Annotated in this window: 13 protein-coding genes; 6 read left to right on the forward strand and 7 right to left on the reverse strand. The window is 72.7% G+C overall.

Annotation, left to right across the window (positions count from 1 at the left end):
* Nucleotides 1-19: 19 nt before the first annotated feature.
* A complete protein-coding gene (locus ACFVZH_RS01835) occupies nt 20-2,377 on the forward strand; it encodes an ATP-binding cassette domain-containing protein (protein WP_384891572.1) in 2,358 nt (785 codons plus the stop codon).
* Between the two features lie 14 nt (nt 2,378-2,391).
* On the opposite strand, the gene ACFVZH_RS01840 is transcribed toward ACFVZH_RS01835, so the two are convergent.
* The 5 genes from ACFVZH_RS01840 to ACFVZH_RS01860 form a co-directional block, all read right to left on the reverse strand.
* Nucleotides 2,392-3,219, reverse strand: a complete 828-nt coding sequence (locus ACFVZH_RS01840) for a tyrosinase family protein (protein WP_384891575.1) — start codon at nt 3,217-3,219, stop codon at nt 2,392-2,394.
* A gap of 19 nt (nt 3,220-3,238) precedes the next feature.
* Entirely contained in the window at nt 3,239-3,631 is a 393-nt protein-coding gene (locus tag ACFVZH_RS01845) for a tyrosinase cofactor (RefSeq protein WP_384891578.1), read from the reverse strand.
* Between the two features lie 292 nt (nt 3,632-3,923).
* Nucleotides 3,924-4,673: a succinate dehydrogenase/fumarate reductase iron-sulfur subunit gene (locus tag ACFVZH_RS01850; RefSeq protein ID WP_384891582.1), complete on the reverse strand. Its 750-nt coding sequence runs from the start codon at nt 4,671-4,673 to the stop codon at nt 3,924-3,926.
* The gene (locus ACFVZH_RS01855; protein WP_384891585.1) at nt 4,670-6,616 is read right to left on the reverse strand and encodes a fumarate reductase/succinate dehydrogenase flavoprotein subunit; all 1,947 of its coding nucleotides are present in this window, start codon (nt 6,614-6,616) and stop codon (nt 4,670-4,672) included. The genes ACFVZH_RS01850 and ACFVZH_RS01855 overlap by 4 nt, the downstream gene beginning before the upstream one ends.
* A 1-nt stretch (nt 6,617) precedes the next feature.
* Complete coding sequence (locus tag ACFVZH_RS01860; protein ID WP_384891588.1) at nt 6,618-7,343, reverse strand: succinate dehydrogenase; 726 nt, start codon at nt 7,341-7,343, stop codon at nt 6,618-6,620.
* Nucleotides 7,344-7,439: 96 nt separating this feature from the next.
* Between ACFVZH_RS01860 and ACFVZH_RS01865 the strand changes: the two genes are divergently transcribed.
* Nucleotides 7,440-8,375: a LysR family transcriptional regulator gene (locus ACFVZH_RS01865; protein WP_384891591.1), complete on the forward strand. Its 936-nt coding sequence runs from the start codon at nt 7,440-7,442 to the stop codon at nt 8,373-8,375.
* Between the two features lie 156 nt (nt 8,376-8,531).
* Nucleotides 8,532-10,706 (forward strand): hypothetical protein, encoded by a 2,175-nt coding sequence (locus tag ACFVZH_RS01870; RefSeq protein ID WP_384891594.1) that lies wholly within the window; start codon nt 8,532-8,534, stop codon nt 10,704-10,706.
* Nucleotides 10,707-10,847: 141 nt separating this feature from the next.
* On the opposite strand, the gene ACFVZH_RS01875 is transcribed toward ACFVZH_RS01870, so the two are convergent.
* Together ACFVZH_RS01875 and ACFVZH_RS01880 are read right to left on the reverse strand one after the other, a co-directional pair.
* Nucleotides 10,848-13,013, reverse strand: a complete 2,166-nt coding sequence (locus tag ACFVZH_RS01875) for a putative bifunctional diguanylate cyclase/phosphodiesterase (RefSeq protein WP_384891596.1) — start codon at nt 13,011-13,013, stop codon at nt 10,848-10,850.
* On the reverse strand, nt 13,010-13,822 hold the full coding sequence (locus ACFVZH_RS01880) for an SAM-dependent methyltransferase (RefSeq protein WP_384891599.1): 813 nt from the start codon (nt 13,820-13,822) through the stop codon (nt 13,010-13,012). The genes ACFVZH_RS01875 and ACFVZH_RS01880 overlap by 4 nt, the downstream gene beginning before the upstream one ends.
* Before the next feature lie 544 nt (nt 13,823-14,366).
* Between ACFVZH_RS01880 and ACFVZH_RS01885 the strand changes: the two genes are divergently transcribed.
* The 3 genes from ACFVZH_RS01885 (at nt 14,367) to ACFVZH_RS01895 (ending at nt 16,681) form a co-directional block, all read left to right on the forward strand.
* Nucleotides 14,367-15,125 carry a hypothetical protein gene (locus ACFVZH_RS01885; RefSeq protein WP_384891601.1) on the forward strand — a complete coding sequence of 253 codons (759 nt, stop codon included), beginning with the start codon at nt 14,367-14,369 and terminating at the stop codon, nt 15,123-15,125.
* A 66-nt stretch (nt 15,126-15,191) separates the two neighbouring features.
* Nucleotides 15,192-15,956, forward strand: coding sequence for a hypothetical protein (locus ACFVZH_RS01890; RefSeq protein ID WP_384891603.1), 765 nt, complete (start codon nt 15,192-15,194; stop codon nt 15,954-15,956).
* Between the two features lie 167 nt (nt 15,957-16,123).
* A complete protein-coding gene (locus ACFVZH_RS01895) occupies nt 16,124-16,681 on the forward strand; it encodes a hypothetical protein (protein WP_384891606.1) in 558 nt (185 codons plus the stop codon).
* Nucleotides 16,682-16,858 lie beyond the last annotated feature (177 nt).

Here is a 16,858-nt window from a genome sequence, read left to right on the forward strand (position 1 = left end):
GGACAGAACTGGACCACGGATGTACCACTCCCCCGATGCGTACGTCCGTGTCCGCGGCGCCCGTGAGCACAACCTCGCGGGCGTGGACGTCGACATCCCGCGCGACGCGCTCGTGGCGTTCACCGGCGTCTCCGGATCCGGGAAGTCGTCCCTCGCCTTCGGCACCATCTACGCGGAAGCGCAGCGGCGGTACTTCGAGTCGGTGGCGCCGTACGCCCGGCGCCTGATCCACCAGGTCGGGGCGCCCGCGGTCGGCGAGATCACCGGGCTGCCGCCGGCGGTCTCCCTGGAGCAGCGCCGGTCCTCGCCGAACGCCCGCTCCTCGGTCGGTACGGTGACCACGCTGTCCAACTCCCTGCGGATGCTGTTCTCCCGGGCCGGCCGCTACCCGGAGGGTGCCCAGCGGCTCGACTCCGACGCCTTCTCGCCCAACACGGCGGCGGGCGCGTGCCCTTCGTGCCACGGCCTGGGCCGGGTCCACGAGACCACCGAGGAACTCCTCGTCCCGGACCGGGAGCTGTCGATCCGTCAGGGTGCGATCGCGGCCTGGCCGGGCGCCTGGCAGGGGAAGAACCTGCGGGACGTCCTGGACGCCCTCGGGTACGACGTCGACCGGCCGTGGCGGGAGCTCGACGCGAAGGACCGGGAGTGGATCCTCTTCACGGACGAGCAGCCGGTCGTCACCGTGCACCCGGTGCGGGACGCGGACCGGATCCAACGCCCCTACCAGGGGACGTACATGAGCGCCCGGCGCCATGTCATGCGTACCTTCTCCGACTCCAAGAGCGCCGCCCTGCGCGCGAAGGCCGAGCGCTTCCTCACCAGTGCTCCGTGCCCGGTGTGCGGCGGCGGCCGGCTGCGGCCGGAGGCGCTCGCGGTCACGTTCGGGGGAAGGACCATCGCCGACCTGGCCTCGCTGCCGCTGACGGACCTGTCCCTGCTGCTCTCCGGGACGGCGGCGGACGCCGCGGAGACGGCCCGGGTGCTCACCGCGGACCTCGTCGCACGGATCGCGACGGTCACCGAACTCGGGCTCGGCTACCTCAGCCTGGACCGCGCCACCCCCACCCTCTCCAACGGCGAGCTCCAACGGCTGCGGCTCGCCACCCAGCTCCGCTCCGGGCTCTTCGGAGTGGTGTACGTGCTCGACGAGCCGTCCGCCGGCCTGCACCCCGCCGACACCGAGGCCCTGCTCGTGGTCCTGGACCGGCTCAAGGCTGCCGGGAACTCCGTCTTCGTCGTCGAGCACCACCTGGACGTCGTGCGGCACGCCGACTGGCTCGTGGACGTCGGCCCGCGCGCCGGGGTGCACGGCGGGCGGGTGCTGCACAGCGGGCCGCCGAGCGGCCTCGCGGACGTCGAGGCCTCCGCGACCCGGCGCTTCCTCTTCGACCGGGCCGCCCCGCCCGCCCGGCCGGTGCGCTCCCCCGCCGGGTGGCTGCGGACGGGTCCCCTCACCCGGCACAACCTCCGGGACGTGGACGTGGCCTTCCCGGTCGGCGTCCTCACCGCGGTCACCGGCGTCTCGGGCTCCGGGAAGTCGACCCTCGTGGGCGCCCTGACCGCGGAGGTCTCCGGCGTCGGCCGCCTGGTGACGGTGGACCAGCGGCCCATCGGCCGGACACCGCGCTCCAACCTCGCCACGTACACGGGCCTCTTCGACGTCGTCCGCCGGCTCTTCACCGAGACGGAGGAGGCGCGGGCCCGCGGCTACAAGGCGGGGCGCTTCTCCTTCAACGTCGCGGGCGGGCGCTGCGAGACCTGCCAGGGCGAGGGCTTCGTCTCGGTGGAGCTCCTCTTCCTGCCGAGCACGTACGCCCCCTGCCCGGACTGCCGCGGCGCCCGCTACAACCCCGAGACCCTCCAGGTCCGCCTGCGCGGCCTCACCATCGCCGAAGTCCTCGATCTGACCGTCGAGTCCGCCGCCGCGTTCTTCGAGGACACTCCCGCGGCCGCCCGCAGTCTGCGCACCCTGCTGGACGTCGGCCTCGGCTACCTCCGGCTCGGGCAGCCCGCCACCGAACTCTCCGGCGGCGAGGCGCAGCGGATCAAGCTCGCCTCCGAACTCCAGCGGCCCCACCGTTCCGCCACCCTCTACGTCCTCGACGAGCCCACCACCGGGCTCCATCCGGCCGATGTCGAGGTCCTCATGCGCCAGCTCCACGGCCTCGTGGACGCCGGTCACTCGGTGGTCCTCGTCGAGCACGACATGGACGTCGTCGCCACCGCCGACTGGGTCGTCGACCTCGGCCCGGGTGGCGGCGACGAGGGCGGCCGGGTGGTCGCCGCCGGCCCGCCGGCCGAGGTGGCGCGGGCGGCGGACGGCCGCACCGCGCCGTATCTGGCCCGGGCGCTGGGGCTCGGCGACGTGCGCTGAGCCCCGGCGCGCGGTCAGGCCGCGGTGTCGAACGTGTAGTGGCGGGTGTGGTCCAGCATGTCCGCCGGGGTCACGTCGTTCCACGGGCGCATGGTGTCACCGAGGTCGACGACGTTCGCGGTGCCGGCGGCGGGCAGGTACGTCGACCGGGGATGGCGGGCCTGCCAGTCGGCCCACAGCTTGTCGATGAACGCGTGGTGAAGCCAGAACACGGGGTCGTTCGGGGAGACCCCGGTGGCCATCTGGCCACCCACCCAGACATGGACGCGGTTGTGGAGGTTCACTCCGCGCCATCCCTCCAGATGGTTGCGGAAACCCTCCGAGGAGCTGTTCCAGGGGGCCGTGTCGTACGTCTCCATGGCGAGGACGGAGTCGACCTCCGCGCGGGTGGGGAGCTGGCGGCCGCCGGCTCCGAGGTCGCGCCGCAGGTAGTCGCGCCCGTCGACGCGGACGTTGACGGTCCAGCGGTTGCCGCTGCGGGCGAACGGTCCGTCCGTCACCCGGCCGTCCCGGACGCGCCCGGTGCCGCCGAGGAAGTCGGGCGCCCACAGGGAGGCGCCCGAGGTGCGGTCGGCCGTCCAGTCCCAGTAGGGAAGGGTGACCGTCGGGTCGACGGACCGGAGCGCCTGCTCGAACTCTATGAGGAAGCGCCGGTGCCAGGGCAGGAACGACGGCGACCGGTGGCCGACGCGGTCTCCGTTGTCGGTGTCGCTCATGATGAAGGCGTTGTGCGTGGTGACGAAGGTGTCGTACCGCCCGGAGCGCTTGAGCTCCAGGAGCGCGTTGACGAAGCGCTGCTTCTCGTCGGCGGTCAGGGCGGCCTGGTTCTTGCGTACGGTCATGGTGGTGCTCCTGGATCGGTCAGGCGACGGTGAGGGGTACGAGCGGGGCGCCCTGCAGTTCGCGGACGGCCGCGCGGGCCAGCGCCTTGGGCGTGGTGACCGGCTCGTAGTGGTTGATCACGCTGATCCAGGTGCCGTCGGCGTTCTGCATGACGTGCAGTTCCCGACCGTCGATCGTCACGGAGTAGCCGCCTCCGTGGTGTCCCCCGTGGTGACCGCCCGCGTGCGAGGGTCCGCCCTTGATGCGGCGGCCCTGGTAGACCTCGTCGAAGGAGGCCGGCGCCGGGCCGGCCGCGGGCGCGGCGGCCCGGGGTGCGTCGGCGACGGCGGATCCGGCCAGGGCGAGGCCCGCGGCGGCGCCTGCCGCGCCGGCCGCGACGCCGAGAGCCCGGCGGCGGGTGATGCTGGACATGAAACCCCCAAATGGTCTGTGCGACCGGGGGTTTGGTCATGTGCCCCCGGCGGCTTTCATCAGTACCCGGGGGTGTCGGCGCGGCGGAAATCGCCGGCGGGCGGTTGGCCGCGATGTGGACAACATGCGGGGAAAAGTGCAGGTTTGAACGGAGTTGATCTTGCTGTCACGGGAGACAGGAGCACCCCCGAGCGAAGATCTTACGGAGAAGGTGATCGTTTCGTGAACGATCTTTCGCTCAGGGGTGCGAGGTGTGGCGGAGCCCACGCCGTCAGACTGTCCGGATCCGGCCTCAGCCCCGGGCCGCCTTCCGCCGCGCCCGCAGCCACTCCCTGTTCATCGCCGCGATCGACGGCAGCGGAATCCCCTTCGGGCACGCCGTCGCGCACTCCCCCGTCAGCGTGCAGCCGCCGAAGCCCTCGGCGTCCATCTGGGCGACCATGTCGAGGACCCGAGTCTCGCGCTCGGGCGAGCCCTGGGGCAGGACGTTGAGATGGTTGATCTTGGCCGAGGTGAAGAGCATGGCGGAGCCGTTGGGGCAGGCGGCGACGCAGGCGCCGCAGCCGATGCACTCGGCGTGCTCGAAGGCGGAGTCGGCGTCGGCCTTGGGGACCGGGGTGGCGTGGGCCTCCGGGGCGGAGCCGGTGGGCGCGGTGATGTAGCCGCCGGCCTGGATGACCCGGTCGAAGGCGGTGCGGTCCACGACCAGGTCCTTGACGACCGGGAAGGCGGACGCGCGCCACGGCTCGACGTCGATCGTGTCGCCGTCCCGGAAGGAGCGCATGTGGAGCTGGCACGTGGTGGTGCGCTCCGGGCCGTGGGCGTCGCCGTTGATGACGAGGCTGCAGGCCCCGCAGATGCCCTCGCGGCAGTCGTGGTCGAAGGCGACGGGGTCCTCGCCGCGCACGATGAGGTCCTCGTTGAGGGTGTCGAGCATCTCGAGGAAGGACATGTCGGGCGAGATCCCGTCCACCGCGTAGGTGGCCATGGCGCCCTCGGTGCCGGCGTTCTTCTGGCGCCAGACGCGCAGGTTGAGCCTCATGCGTAGCTCCGCTGGGTGGGGTGGACGTACTCGAAGGTGAGGTCCTCCTTGTGGAGGACGGGGGCCCCGCCGGTTCCGCCGAACTCCCAGGCGGCCACGTACGCGAACTCCTCGTCGCGGCGGGCGGCTTCGCCGTCCGGGGTCTGGGACTCCTCGCGGAAGTGACCGCCGCACGACTCGGCGCGGTGCAGCGCGTCGAGGCACATGAGCTCGGCGAGCTCCAGGTAGTCGACGATCCGGTTGGCCTTCTCCAGGGACTGGTTGAACTCCTCGCCCGTCCCCGGGACCTTGACGCGGCTCCAGAACTCCTCGCGGATCGCGGGGATCCGGGCGAGGGCGGTGCGCAGCCCGGCCTCGGTGCGGGCCATCCCGCAGTACTCCCACATGAGTTCGCCGAGTTCGCGGTGGAAGGAGTCGGGGGTGCGGTCGCCGTCGACGGCGAGGAGGAGGTTCAGCCGGTCCTCGGTCTCGGCGAGCACCTCCCGGACGGCCGGGTGGTCGTCGGTGACGGGCTCGGCGTGGGGGTGGCGGGCGAGGTAGTCGTTGATGGTGGCCGGGAGGACGAAGTAGCCGTCGGCGAGGCCCTGCATGAGGGCGGAGGCGCCGAGCCGGTTGGCCCCGTGGTCGGAGAAGTTGGCCTCGCCGACGGCGAAGAGACCGGGGACGGTCGTCTGGAGGTCGTAGTCGACCCACAGTCCGCCCATCGTGTAGTGCACGGCGGGATAGATCCGCATCGGGACCTCGTACGGGTTCTCGGCGGTGATCCGCTCGTACATGTCGAAGAGGTTGCCGTACCTCTCCTCCACCGCCGCCCGGCCCATGCGGCGGATCGCGTCGGCGAAGTCGAGGTAGACGCCCTGCCCGCCGGGGCCGACACCGCGCCCCTCGTCGCAGACGTTCTTGGCGGCCCGGGAGGCGATGTCCCGGGGGACGAGGTTGCCGAAGGAGGGGTAGATGCGCTCCAGGTAGTAGTCGCGCTCGTCCTCGGGGATGTCGGCGGCGGCGCGGGTGTCGCCCTTGGCCCTGGGGACCCAGATCCGGCCGTCGTTGCGCAGCGACTCGCTCATCAGGGTCAGCTTGGACTGGTGGTCGCCGGTGCGCGGGATGCAGGTGGGGTGGATCTGCGTGAAGCAGGGGTTGGCGAAGTACGCACCGCGCCGGTGGGCCCGCCAGACGGCCGTGGCGTTGGAGTTCATGGCGTTCGTCGACAGGTAGAAGACGTTGCCGTAGCCGCCGCTGGCGAGGACCACGGCGTCCGCGTAGTGGGTGGAGATCTCGCCCGTGACGAGGTCGCGGGCGACGATGCCGCGGGCCCGCCCGTCGACGACGACCAGGTCGAGCATCTCCGTACGGGCGTGCATCTCGACGTTTCCGGCGGCGATCTGCCGGGACAGTGCCTGGTAGGCGCCGAGGAGGAGCTGCTGCCCCGTCTGGCCGCGCGCGTAGAAGGTCCGGGAGACCTGGACGCCGCCGAAGGAGCGGGTGTCCAGGAGGCCGCCGTACTCGCGGGCGAAGGGCACGCCCTGGGCGACGCACTGGTCGATGATCTCGACGGAGATCTGGGCGAGGCGGTGGACGTTGGACTCGCGGGCCCGGAAGTCGCCGCCCTTGACCGTGTCGTAGAAGAGACGGTGGATGGAGTCGCCGTCGTTGCGGTAGTTCTTGGCGGCGTTGATACCGCCCTGGGCGGCGATGGAGTGGGCGCGGCGCGGCGAGTCCTGGAAGCAGAACTGGACGACGTGGTAGCCCTGTTCGGCGAGGGTGGCGCCGGCGGAGCCGCCGGCGAGGCCGGTGCCCACGACGATGACGCGGTGCTTGCGGCGGTTGGCGGGGTTCACCAGCTTCGCCTCGAAGCGGCGGGTGTCCCAGCGCTCGGCGACGGGCCCGGCGGGGGCCTTGGTGTCGGCGAGCGGCGTACCGGGGCCGTAGTCGGAATAGGACATGTCAGCTCACCACTCCGGTCATGACGGCGACGGGGACGGAGACGAAACCCGCGGTCAGGACGATCGCGAGGGTGTTGGCGAGGGCCCGCAGGAGGCGTTCGCGGCGGGCGGTGCCGACGCCCAGGGTCTGTGCGGCGCTCCAGAAGCCGTGGCGGACGTGCAGGCCCACCGCGAGCATGGCGACGATGTAGACGACGTTGCCGTACCAGGTGGAGAAGGTGTCGACCACGTTCTGGTAGGGCTTGCCCTCCTCGAAGCCGCCCGGGTGGACGGTGCCGGTGGTCAGGTCGAGGACGTGCCAGACGATGAAGAGGGCGAGGATGATCCCGCCCCAGCGCATGGTGCGGGTCGCGTACGAGGCGCGCCTGCGGCGGTGGACGTACGCCGTCGGGCGGGCCTTCACGTCGCGGCGGCTGAGCTGGTACGCCGAGACCGCGTGCGCCACGACGGCGGCGACGAGCAGGATCCGCACGATCCACAGGGCCCACTCGTGGTGCAGGACGGGGGCGCCCATGACCCGCAGCCAGTGGCCGTAGCCGTTGAACTCCTCGGGGCCGAAGAAGACCTTCAGGTTCCCGGCGACGTGGGCGACGAGATAGCCGAGCATGATCAGCCCGCTGACGGCCATGACCGTCTTCTTGCCCAGGGTGGACGACCAGAATCCGCGTGACGGTGTGGGGGACGGCGGGCGGCCCGCCGTCCGGTCCCTCGTGGGTGCCAGAGCCATGCGTACGACGCTAGGGCCGAAGGGCCCGAGAGGTCCAAGACATGGTCCGGCTGATCTCGATAGGCCCAGCCTATTCACTTGCCCTACGCTGGGACCATGCAGTTCCAGCAGCTCCTCTACTTCGTCGCCGTCGCCGAGACCCGTCACTTCACCCGGGCCGCCGAGCGCGTCCACGTCTCGCAGCCCTCCCTCTCGCAGCAGATCAAGGCGCTGGAACAGGAGCTGGGCGCCGAACTGTTCAGCCGCGCCCGGGGCAACATCACGCTCACCGACGCGGGCGAGGCCCTGCTGCCGCTCGCCCGCCGGATCCTCGCCGACACGGAGACCGCGCGCATCGAGGTGCAGGAGCTGGCGCAGCTCAAGCGGGGCCGGGTGCGGCTCGGCGCGACCCCGAGCCTGTGCACCGGGCTGCTCCCGGACGTGCTCCGGGCCTTCCACGACCTCCACCCGGGGATCGAGCTCCTCATCGAGGAAGGCGGCTCGCACGATCTCGTACGGGAGCTGGCGCGCGGCGCCCTCGACCTCGCGCTCGTGGTACTGCCGCTGCCGACCCCGTCACCGGCCCTGACCACGGTCGAGCTGCTCCGCGAGGACCTGGTCGTCGTCTCCTCGACCTCGGCCCCGGCCCCCCGCCGGCCGGTGCGCATCACCGACCTGCGCGACCAGCCCCTCGTGATGTTCCGGCACGGCTACGACCTGCGGGAACTCACCGTCGCGGCCTGCCGGGCGGAGGGCTTCGAGCCCACCTTCACGGTCGAGGGCGGCGAGCTCGACGCGGTCCTCGGCTTCGTCCGGGCCGGGCTCGGGCTCGCCGTCGTCCCCGCGATGGTCGCGGCCCGCGCGGGCCGGGACCTCCGCGTCACCGCCCTCGCCCGGCCGGGCCTGCGCCGGACCATCGCCCTGGCCCACCGCAGCGACGTCGCTCCCCCGAGAGCGGCGCGGGAACTCCAGCGGATCCTGCTGGCCACCCGACGCGGCGACCCGAACCACGCGGCGGACCCGGCCCCAGCGGCGGGCGAGGCGACCGTCTGAGCGCCGAGCCTTGGGCCCCGGGCCCCGGGCCGACACCGGCCTCCTGGTCATGCACGCCCGAGGCCGCCGTCGTGCCGCTTTCGCCCCCCGGGGGTGGCGCGCGCCCGCGCGGAAATCCGCGTGCGGCGGGCCGCGGGCGGCTGCGAGCATGCTCGCATGGTCCACGCGCTCGAACCTCTGGTCGTCCGGCACACCTTCCGTCTCCCCTCCCCCGCCGGTCCGGCCGGCGACGGGACCGCCGCCGCGCGCCGCTTCGACGCCGCCCTGATGACCGCGGGGTTCAAGCTCTCGCCCGAGCTGTTCACGCGCCTGTCGGGGCTCGCGGAGGCGACGGTCGTCGAGACCGCCGTCAGGACCCTGGGCACGGTCCGCGAACTCGTCGGCGACCATGTGCGGCACAACGTCTGCTTCGTCGGCTTCCCGGCCGACGTGCCGGACACGACGGACTTCTGGATCGCGTGCGTGACCGAGGCACTCGACGACGGCGACGCCCGCGCCGGAGCGATCGACCGGCTGCGCGCGGGCGTCCTCGATCTGCTGACCCTCCCGTCGTACGGCCGCTACCGCCACACGTACGAGGAGATGCTCGCCGTCCACGACGAGCTGATCGCGGCGGCCGGCGACCGGCTGACGGTGCTGCACCTGGGCGCGGACGCGGACACCGAGGTCACCGGGCTCTACCTCGCCCTGGCCGGCGGCACGACCCCGCTCGGCGAGGAGCACCTGCGCGATCTGGCCGTGCTCGCCGAGCACTGCGCGGACGGCCCACAGCCCGAGACGATCACCGTTCGGGAGAACCGCGCCGTGGTCAACCGCGCCCGGCTGCGGGTGGGCGCCGCCCCGCTGCTCGACACCGTGACCGACGCCCTGCGGCTGGCCTGCGCCCTCGCCGAGGGCGATGTCACCCTGCGCGAGCCGACCCGTTTCCGCGCGCTGTCCCGCCCGTACCGCCGGGCCCTGCTCGCGGGGCTCGACGCGGTGGTGGCCGCGTTTCCGGCGAAGCTCGGGGACGTGTCCGCGCACGCGGAGGCGTGGAAGCGCCTCGGGGAGCGGCTGCACCCCCACGCGTACCCGCACTGGCCGCACGCCGCCGAGGTGTTCGCCGTGGCCCGGGGCGAGCGTAGGGCACCGTCGTTCGACAGCCGGGTGGAGGAGATGCTCGGCCGGGGCGATGTCACGGGCGCGGCGGAGTTGTTGGCGTCCCACGCCCCGGGGCGGCTGTTCCGTGCCCTGGACCGGCTGCTGCGCGACGCGGCGGAGGGCACGGAGCGGGAGGCGGTCCTCGCCGCCGTCGAGCGGGCCGCGCCGGAGGTGTCGGGCCGGGTCGTCCTGTCCGTGCGCGAGCACGTCCGCAATCGCGCGGGCGAGAGCGGGGAGCGCCGCGTGTTCGTGAACCGGGAGGGCAAGGCATGGGTCACCGCCGACACGCGCCCACCCCTGGCGGACGCCGTCCGTGAGCGGCTCGTCGAGGTCCTCGACGCGGAGACCCGGCATCGACTGCCGGACCCCGGCCACCTCCTGATCGACCCCGAAGTCCTCGACGTCGCCCTTCCGTTGAGCGGGCGGGCGGCCTCGGCGGGGCTCGGCGTCCTGCCGCGCGGCTCGGTCTCACCCGTCGAGGGCGAACTGCTGCGCTTCTTCACGTACTGGAGGGAGGCGCGGCACACCACCGACCACGATCTGTCGGCGCTCGTCCTGGACGAGAACTACTCGGCGGTCACCTGGCTGTCGTACACCGCGCTCACCGACGTCGAGGGAAGCCATTCCGGTGACATCACCTCGGCGCCGGACGGGGCATCGGAGTTCATCGATCTGCGGCTCGGCGCGGTGCGCGGCACCTTCGTCGTCCCGCAGGTGCACGTCTTCTCGGGCGAGGGCTTCGACGCGGCGGCGGAGTGCTTCTTCGGCTTCATGCTGCGCGAGTCCGCGCAGGCGGGCCGGCCGTTCGAGCCGAGGACCGTCCGGATGAAGTCGGATCTGCGCGGTCCCGGCCGGGTGGCGCTGCCGCTGGCGTTCCGGCGGGACGACGAGGGCCGCTGGCACGCGCACTGGCTGCACCTGTACCTGCGGGGGACGCCGTCGGCGAACCGGGTCGAGGAACACCGGGTGTCGATCGCGCTCCTGCTGCGCGGTCTGCTCGGCCGGACTCCACTGACGGTACGTCATCTGGTGGCGCTGATGGCGGAGTCGGGGGCGCCGCTGACTCTGTGGGACGGCCGTACCCTGCCGGGCGACCCGGTGACGTACATCGGCCTGGAGCGGCCGGACGGCCTGGCGCCGGGCTCACGCGTGTTCACCCCGGAAAACCTGCGCGACCTGCTGCCCGTCTGAGTGTTACGGTCGTTGCCCGGGGCGAGGCCATGGAGAGGCTTCCTTCTCCCACTCCCTGAATAGCCTCTCCGCTTTCCTCCCCCGTACCTCTTCCCGGCCTCCCCGCTTCGCGCGGGGAGGCCGGTCTCGTGTGCTCGGGTCTCAGACCGCGTCCGCCAGGAGCAGCGAGTGGATGCGGTCCGGGGCGCCGGGGCGGGCGTAGTACCAGCCCTGGGCGGTGTCGCAGCCGAGGTCGCGGAGCCGGCGGGCCTGGGCGCCGGTTTCGACTCCTTCGACGGTGACGGCGAGTTCGAGGCTGTGGGCGAGCGAGACGATCCCTTCGACGATCTTGAGGTCGACCGGGTCGACGGGGTGCTGCTGCATGCCGCGGGTGAAGGAGCGGTCGAGCTTGAGGACGCTGACGGGGAGGCGGCGCAGGTTGGCGAGGTTGGAGTAGCCGGTGCCGAAGTCGTCGAGCGCGATGTCGACGCCCATCTCGGCGAGCTGCCGGAGCGGCTTGAGGAGGTCCTCGTCGGCGCCGATGAGGGCCGACTCGGTGACTTCGAGGCAGAGCGCGCCGGGTTCGAGCCCGGACCGCTCCAGGACGTCGACGGTGTCGGCGACCAGGCGCGGGTGGTGCAGCTGGGTCGGGGAGAGGTTGACGTTGATCCGCAGCGGGCCGCCGTCGGCGTGCCGGGTCTGCCAGAAGCGGGCCTGGCGGACGGCCTCCTGGAGCACCCACCGGCCGAGCGGCACGATGAGGCCGGTGTCCTCGGCGAGCGGGATGAAGCGGTCGGGACCGAGCACTCCGTGCTGCGGGTGGCACCAGCGGACGAGCGCCTCCGCGCCGTGCACGCTGCCGTCGTGGAGGTGGACGAGGGGCTGGTACTCGATGAAGAACTCGCCGCGTTCCAGGGCGGTGGGCAGGGCCGTGGTGAGTCCGTGCCGGGTGATGGCGCGGGCGTCGGCCTCGGGGTCGGCGAGCTCGAAGCGGTTGCCGCCCGCGGACTTGGCCCGGTACATGGTGATGTCGGCGCTGCGGAGCACCTCGGCCGGGGTCCGCTCCCCCGCCGGGCCCTCGACGACGCCGAGGCTGCCGCGGACGGTCAGTTCGCGGCCCTCGATGCGGAGCGGGGTGGCGAGGGCGGCGAGGATGCGGTCGGCGAGCTCGGTGACGTCCTGTTCGCCGCCGGGGGCGGTGGTGAGGGCGACGAACTCGTCGCCGCCGAGCCGGGCCACCATCTCGCCGGCCCCGGTGACGCAGCTCTGCAGGCGGTCGGCGACCTCGACGAGCAGCCGGTCGCCGGTGGAGTGGCCGAGGCTGTCGTTGATGACCTTGAAGCCGTCGAGGTCGAGGTAGCAGAGGCCGAAGCGGGCGTTGTCGCCGGGCGCGAGCGCCTTCTCCAGGCGTTCGAAGAACAGGGTGCGGTTGGGCAGGCCGGTGAGCGCGTCGTGGGTGGCCTCGTACCGCAGGCGCAGGTGGAGCAGGCGCCGTTCGGTGGTGTCCTCCAGGAGGGCCAGCTGGTACTGCGGGCGGCCCTCGGCGTCGCGGAGGAGCGAGACGGTGAGGTTGGTCCACAGAACCGTTCCGTCACCCCGGTAGTAGGGCTTCTCGACGCGGTAGTGCTCGCGCTCGCCGCGGACCAGCTCCTCGTACAGCTTCCAGACGTGCGGTCCGTCCTCCGGGTGGACCCACTCGCTGACGTTCCGGCTGCGCACCTGGCCCTCCATCCCGCCGAACATGCGGGTGAGGGTCTCGTTGATCTCCAGGACGTTGCCGTCGAGGTCGGCGATGCCGATGCCGATGGCCGCCCCGTCGAAGACCGCGCGGAAGCGGCTCTCGGTGGCGTGCAGGGCGATCTCGGCGGCGCTGCGGGCGGCCAGCGCCGAGCGGGCGATCGCCTCCTGTTCGGCGCGGGTCCGCTCGCGGAGGGCCTGGGCATAGCCGGTGGCCATGGCGTGCTGGAGCCGGGCGCAGCGGGCGCGGAGTTCCTCGGCGGGCACGTCCGACTCGGTACCGCAGTAGAGCACCAGGTACGAGTCGACGACGCCGAGGCTGCGGCCGAGCGCGTCCGGGTCGGTGCAGTGGGCGGCGACCAGGGCCGCTCCGGTGCGGTGGGCCGGGGCCGTGTCGAAGGGCCGGGCGTGCAGCGCGTCGCACAGGGTGCGCGCCAGCGGCAGCAGATGGCCCTCGAATTCGGCACGGGTCAGCGAGGTGGCCGTCACCGGGAAGATCGCGCGGCTCCAGATGGTGACGAACCGCCTGAGCCGGTCCTCCGGCCCATCGGCCTCCGCGAGTGCGCCGGTCGGCTGCGACGGGACCTTCACGCCTTGCGCCCCACCCCTGCGAAACCGGAGAAGGCGTAGGGATCCTCCTCCTCGACCGGGCTCTCCGGTCGCCAGAGCGGCATCGGGACGAGGCCGGGCTCGACCAGTTCGGTGCCCTCGAAGAAGCGGGCGATCTCGCCGCTGGACCGCATCACCAGGGGGTTGCGGATGTTCCGGTAGACCCCGACGGTGCCGCCGGCCTCCTCCTCCAGGAGGGGGATGCCCTCGTAGGAGGCGTGGGTGACGACGACGAGGCTGCCGGGGGCGAGGGCGTCGATCAGCTCGGCGACGGCCTCGTGCGGCCGGTCCTCGTCCTCCAGGAAGTGCAGGACGGCGACGAGGAGCAGCGCCACCGGCCGGTCCAGGTCGATGAGCCGGGACACCTCGGGGCTGTAGAGGATCTCGGCCGGCTTGCGCAGGTCGCCCGCGACGACCGCGGCCTCCTCGTCGCCCTCCAGGACGGCGCGGCTGTGGGCGACGGCGACCGGGTCGTGGTCGACGTAGACGACCCGCGCGGCGGGGTCGGCGGCCCGGGCGACCTCGTGCACGTTTCCGAAGGTGGGTATGCCGGAGCCGATGTCCAGGAACTGGGTGACGTCGTTGTCAACGGCGTGGCGGACGGCGCGCCGCATGAAGGCACGGTTCGCCTGCATGATCTTGGGCAGGCCAGGCATGAACTCCATGGCCTTGCGCGCCGCTTCCCGGTCCACTTCGAAATTGTGCGAGCCGCCCAGATAGAAGTCGTACATACGGGACACGCTCGGCACCGAAATGTCGATACCAGGCGGAGCCCAGGCGGGACGCTCCATCAATGTCTCCAACAAGTCGCCACGGGGGATGCGGCCATGTGTTCGTGGCCGGTGTTCGAGGTGAGGCTACTGATCGCCCGCCGGGAGAGCGAGTAGAAACGGAAATTAGCGGTCCGTTCTTGGTCACACGCCATTGGCACGTGCTCCCGGAACGCAGAGTTCACGCCTTCAGGCTGTGCAAATTCACGTGCATATGATCGTGCGTCGGCTACTCCGGCGACGCCGCTCACCACCCGACGGTGGCCCAGGTCCCGTCCGTACCTCGGTCGTTGCCGCCGTCGGGGCCAGGTCGCCGGTGCAGGATGCCCCGTTGACCGCCCGCTCCGACAGGGCGACAACCGGACACTTCTTGTTCCGGAGGCCGGAAGGGGCCTTCTCGGCCCTCCGCCCGGAATCACGGCGGACGCTGATACCGGGCATTGCGCCGAATCCGTCTCCGACGCGCGGCGAAACGTCAAGTCCACACAACCGGAGATCCCCTCCATCCGGCGAATCCCGCTCGATTCCGCCCCGGCGCCGCCTTCATGTGATCAAGCTCGACGGCGTGTCTCTGTACGGATCACTCCTCGCGCGGCCGCTGGCGGCCCTGGGGCTGGTGTGGCTGCTCGCCTCACCCGTGCCCGCCGCCGCCGACGCCTGCGCCTACGCCTCGACCGACGCGGGCGGTTCGCACCTCGCGGTGGCGTCCGCCGGCGGCCACCACGACGACAACGACGACGGCGGTGACGACGGCCGCGACGGCAACCAGGGCGATGGCCGGGGCAACGGCCATGGCGACGGCAAGGGCCATGGCGACGGCCACGGCAAGGGTCATGGCAAGGGCCACGGCAAGGGCCATCACCACCACCCGAAGCCGTGCCACCCCAAGCCGCCCCCGCCGCCGTGCCCGTCGCCCACGCCCACACCGACGCCGCCGCCCTCCCCGACGCCGAAACCCACGCCGCCGAAACCCTCCCCCACCCCGACACCCACCCCGAAGCCGGAGCCGCCCCCGCCGCCCCCCACGCCCAAGCCGCTCCCGCCCCGGCCCGTACCGAAGCCGCCGGCGACCAGGCCCGCGCCCCGGCCGGTTCCGCCGTCCCCGGCGCCCCCGACCACCAGGCCGCCGGAGCCCGCGCCCGCGCCGCCGCCTCCGCCGACCGTGCGGCCCCGCCCCCCGGCCCCCGCGCCGGTGGCGCTGCCCCACTACCGCCCCGTCACGAAGACCAAACGGGAGGGAGGCACCTCCGTGGTCACCGCGACGCTGATGATCACCGCCCCGGCCGTGCTCGCGACGGCGATCCTGCGCCCGCGGTCCAAGTGACCCGGCGTCCCGCAGATCCGCCGTCCCCCGATCCGCTGTCCCGCTGAATCCCGCCGGAGAATTCCCATGTCCGAATGGCTAGTTCTGACCCTTGCGATGGCCGCCGCCTGCGCCGTCGTCCTCACCATCGTCGTCATCAACAACCGCCGGGTCCCCGAGGACGACGACCCCAGTGAAACCCCCGACGTCATCGAGTACATGACGATGATGATCGGCGTGATCTACGCGATCGTCCTCGGTCTGGCCATCGCCGGCGTCTGGGAGGCCCGCGGGGCCGCCCAGGAGACCGTCCGGCAGGAGGCCCAGGCGATGCACGAGATCTCGGCCCGCGCCGAGGTGTACCCGCAGGCGGTCCGGGCGGGCATCCGCGCCGACGTCGACGCGTACGTCTCCTTCGTGGTCCACGACGAGTGGACGTACATGTCGGAGCACGGCGAGCTGAGCGACGAGGGCACCGCGCTCCTGGAGCGGGTCCGGCGCAGCGTCACCGACTACCAGCCCGCCAACGACTTCGAGGGGCAGGCGTACCAGCCGCTGGTCGACCAGGTCGCGGCGGCCGACGACGCCCGTGGAGCCCGGGGGCAGAACGCGGGGGCGACCATGCCGGGGGTGGTGTGGTTCGGCCTGATCATCGGAGCCCTGGTGACCGTCGGCCTGATCTTCACGCTCCAGATCCGCAGGACCGGCCGGGAACTGCTGCTCGCCGGGCTCTTCAGCGTGCTGATCGCGTTCCTGCTGTTCCTCATCTGGGACTTCGACGCGCCGTTCGGCCGGGGCATCTCCGCCACCGCCGCGCCGTTCACCGACCTGTTCCCGCAGCTCACACGGTGAGGCGACACGCCACCGTGGGCCACTCGGGGGACTTCCATGCCCCATTCGCACGTCTGGGATCGCGGCTGTGGTAGTGCGCTCCTAGCGTTTCCGGCGACGAGGTGTACGCACGGTCATTGGCGGAAGCCCCCTTCCGCGGCTGCCCCTCGGGACCCGGAGGATTCACCATGCGCGCGATACGTGCCGCTACCACTGCCCTGCTGGGGGCGGCCGCCCTCGCCCTGGCCGCCCCCGCCGCCCTCGCGGCGGACGGCGCTCCCGCGGCCGGCCCGCGGGCGCCCAGGGCCAAGGCACCGGGCGATTTCGTCGTGTCGCCCGGTGTCGTCGCCCCGGGCGGCCGGGTGACGCTGAGCGCGCCCGGCTGCGCCAGTACGGCGACGGCCTCGGCCGGCATCTTCGACACGGCCACCATCGCACCGGGATCGACGGCCACGGCCACGGTGGACGCGGACGCCAAGCCCGGGGCCGTCTACACGGTGCTGTTCAACTGCACCGGCGGCGTGCAGGACACCGTCGCCCTGACGATCAGCGGCTCCCCCACCGCCACACCGACCATCAGCGCCACGATCCTCACGCCCCCGCGCGGGGTGCAGGGCGGTGTCGGCGGCTCGATGGCCCCCAGCTCCACCGAACTGGCTGCCGGCGGGGCGCTGGTCCTGGCCGCCGCCTCGGGCGGCGCGGTCTACGTGGTCCGCCGCCGCTCCCGCGCCGGCCGGCGTCACTGAGCGGGCGTCGTGGCCCGGACCGGAGCGGTGCACGGCGTCCCCCGACGCCCGTCGAGTGGTGCACGGCGCCCCCGGACGCGCCGGGCCCCCCCCGCCCCGGGGGGCGGCGGGGGGGGAGGGCAGCCACCGCCCCACCGCGCGGACGGGCCGGGGGGAGCCACCCCCCGGGGCACCGCC

This window comes from Streptomyces sp. NPDC059534 (assembly GCF_042743475.1).
Classification (GTDB): Bacteria; Actinomycetota; Actinomycetes; order Streptomycetales; family Streptomycetaceae; genus Streptomyces.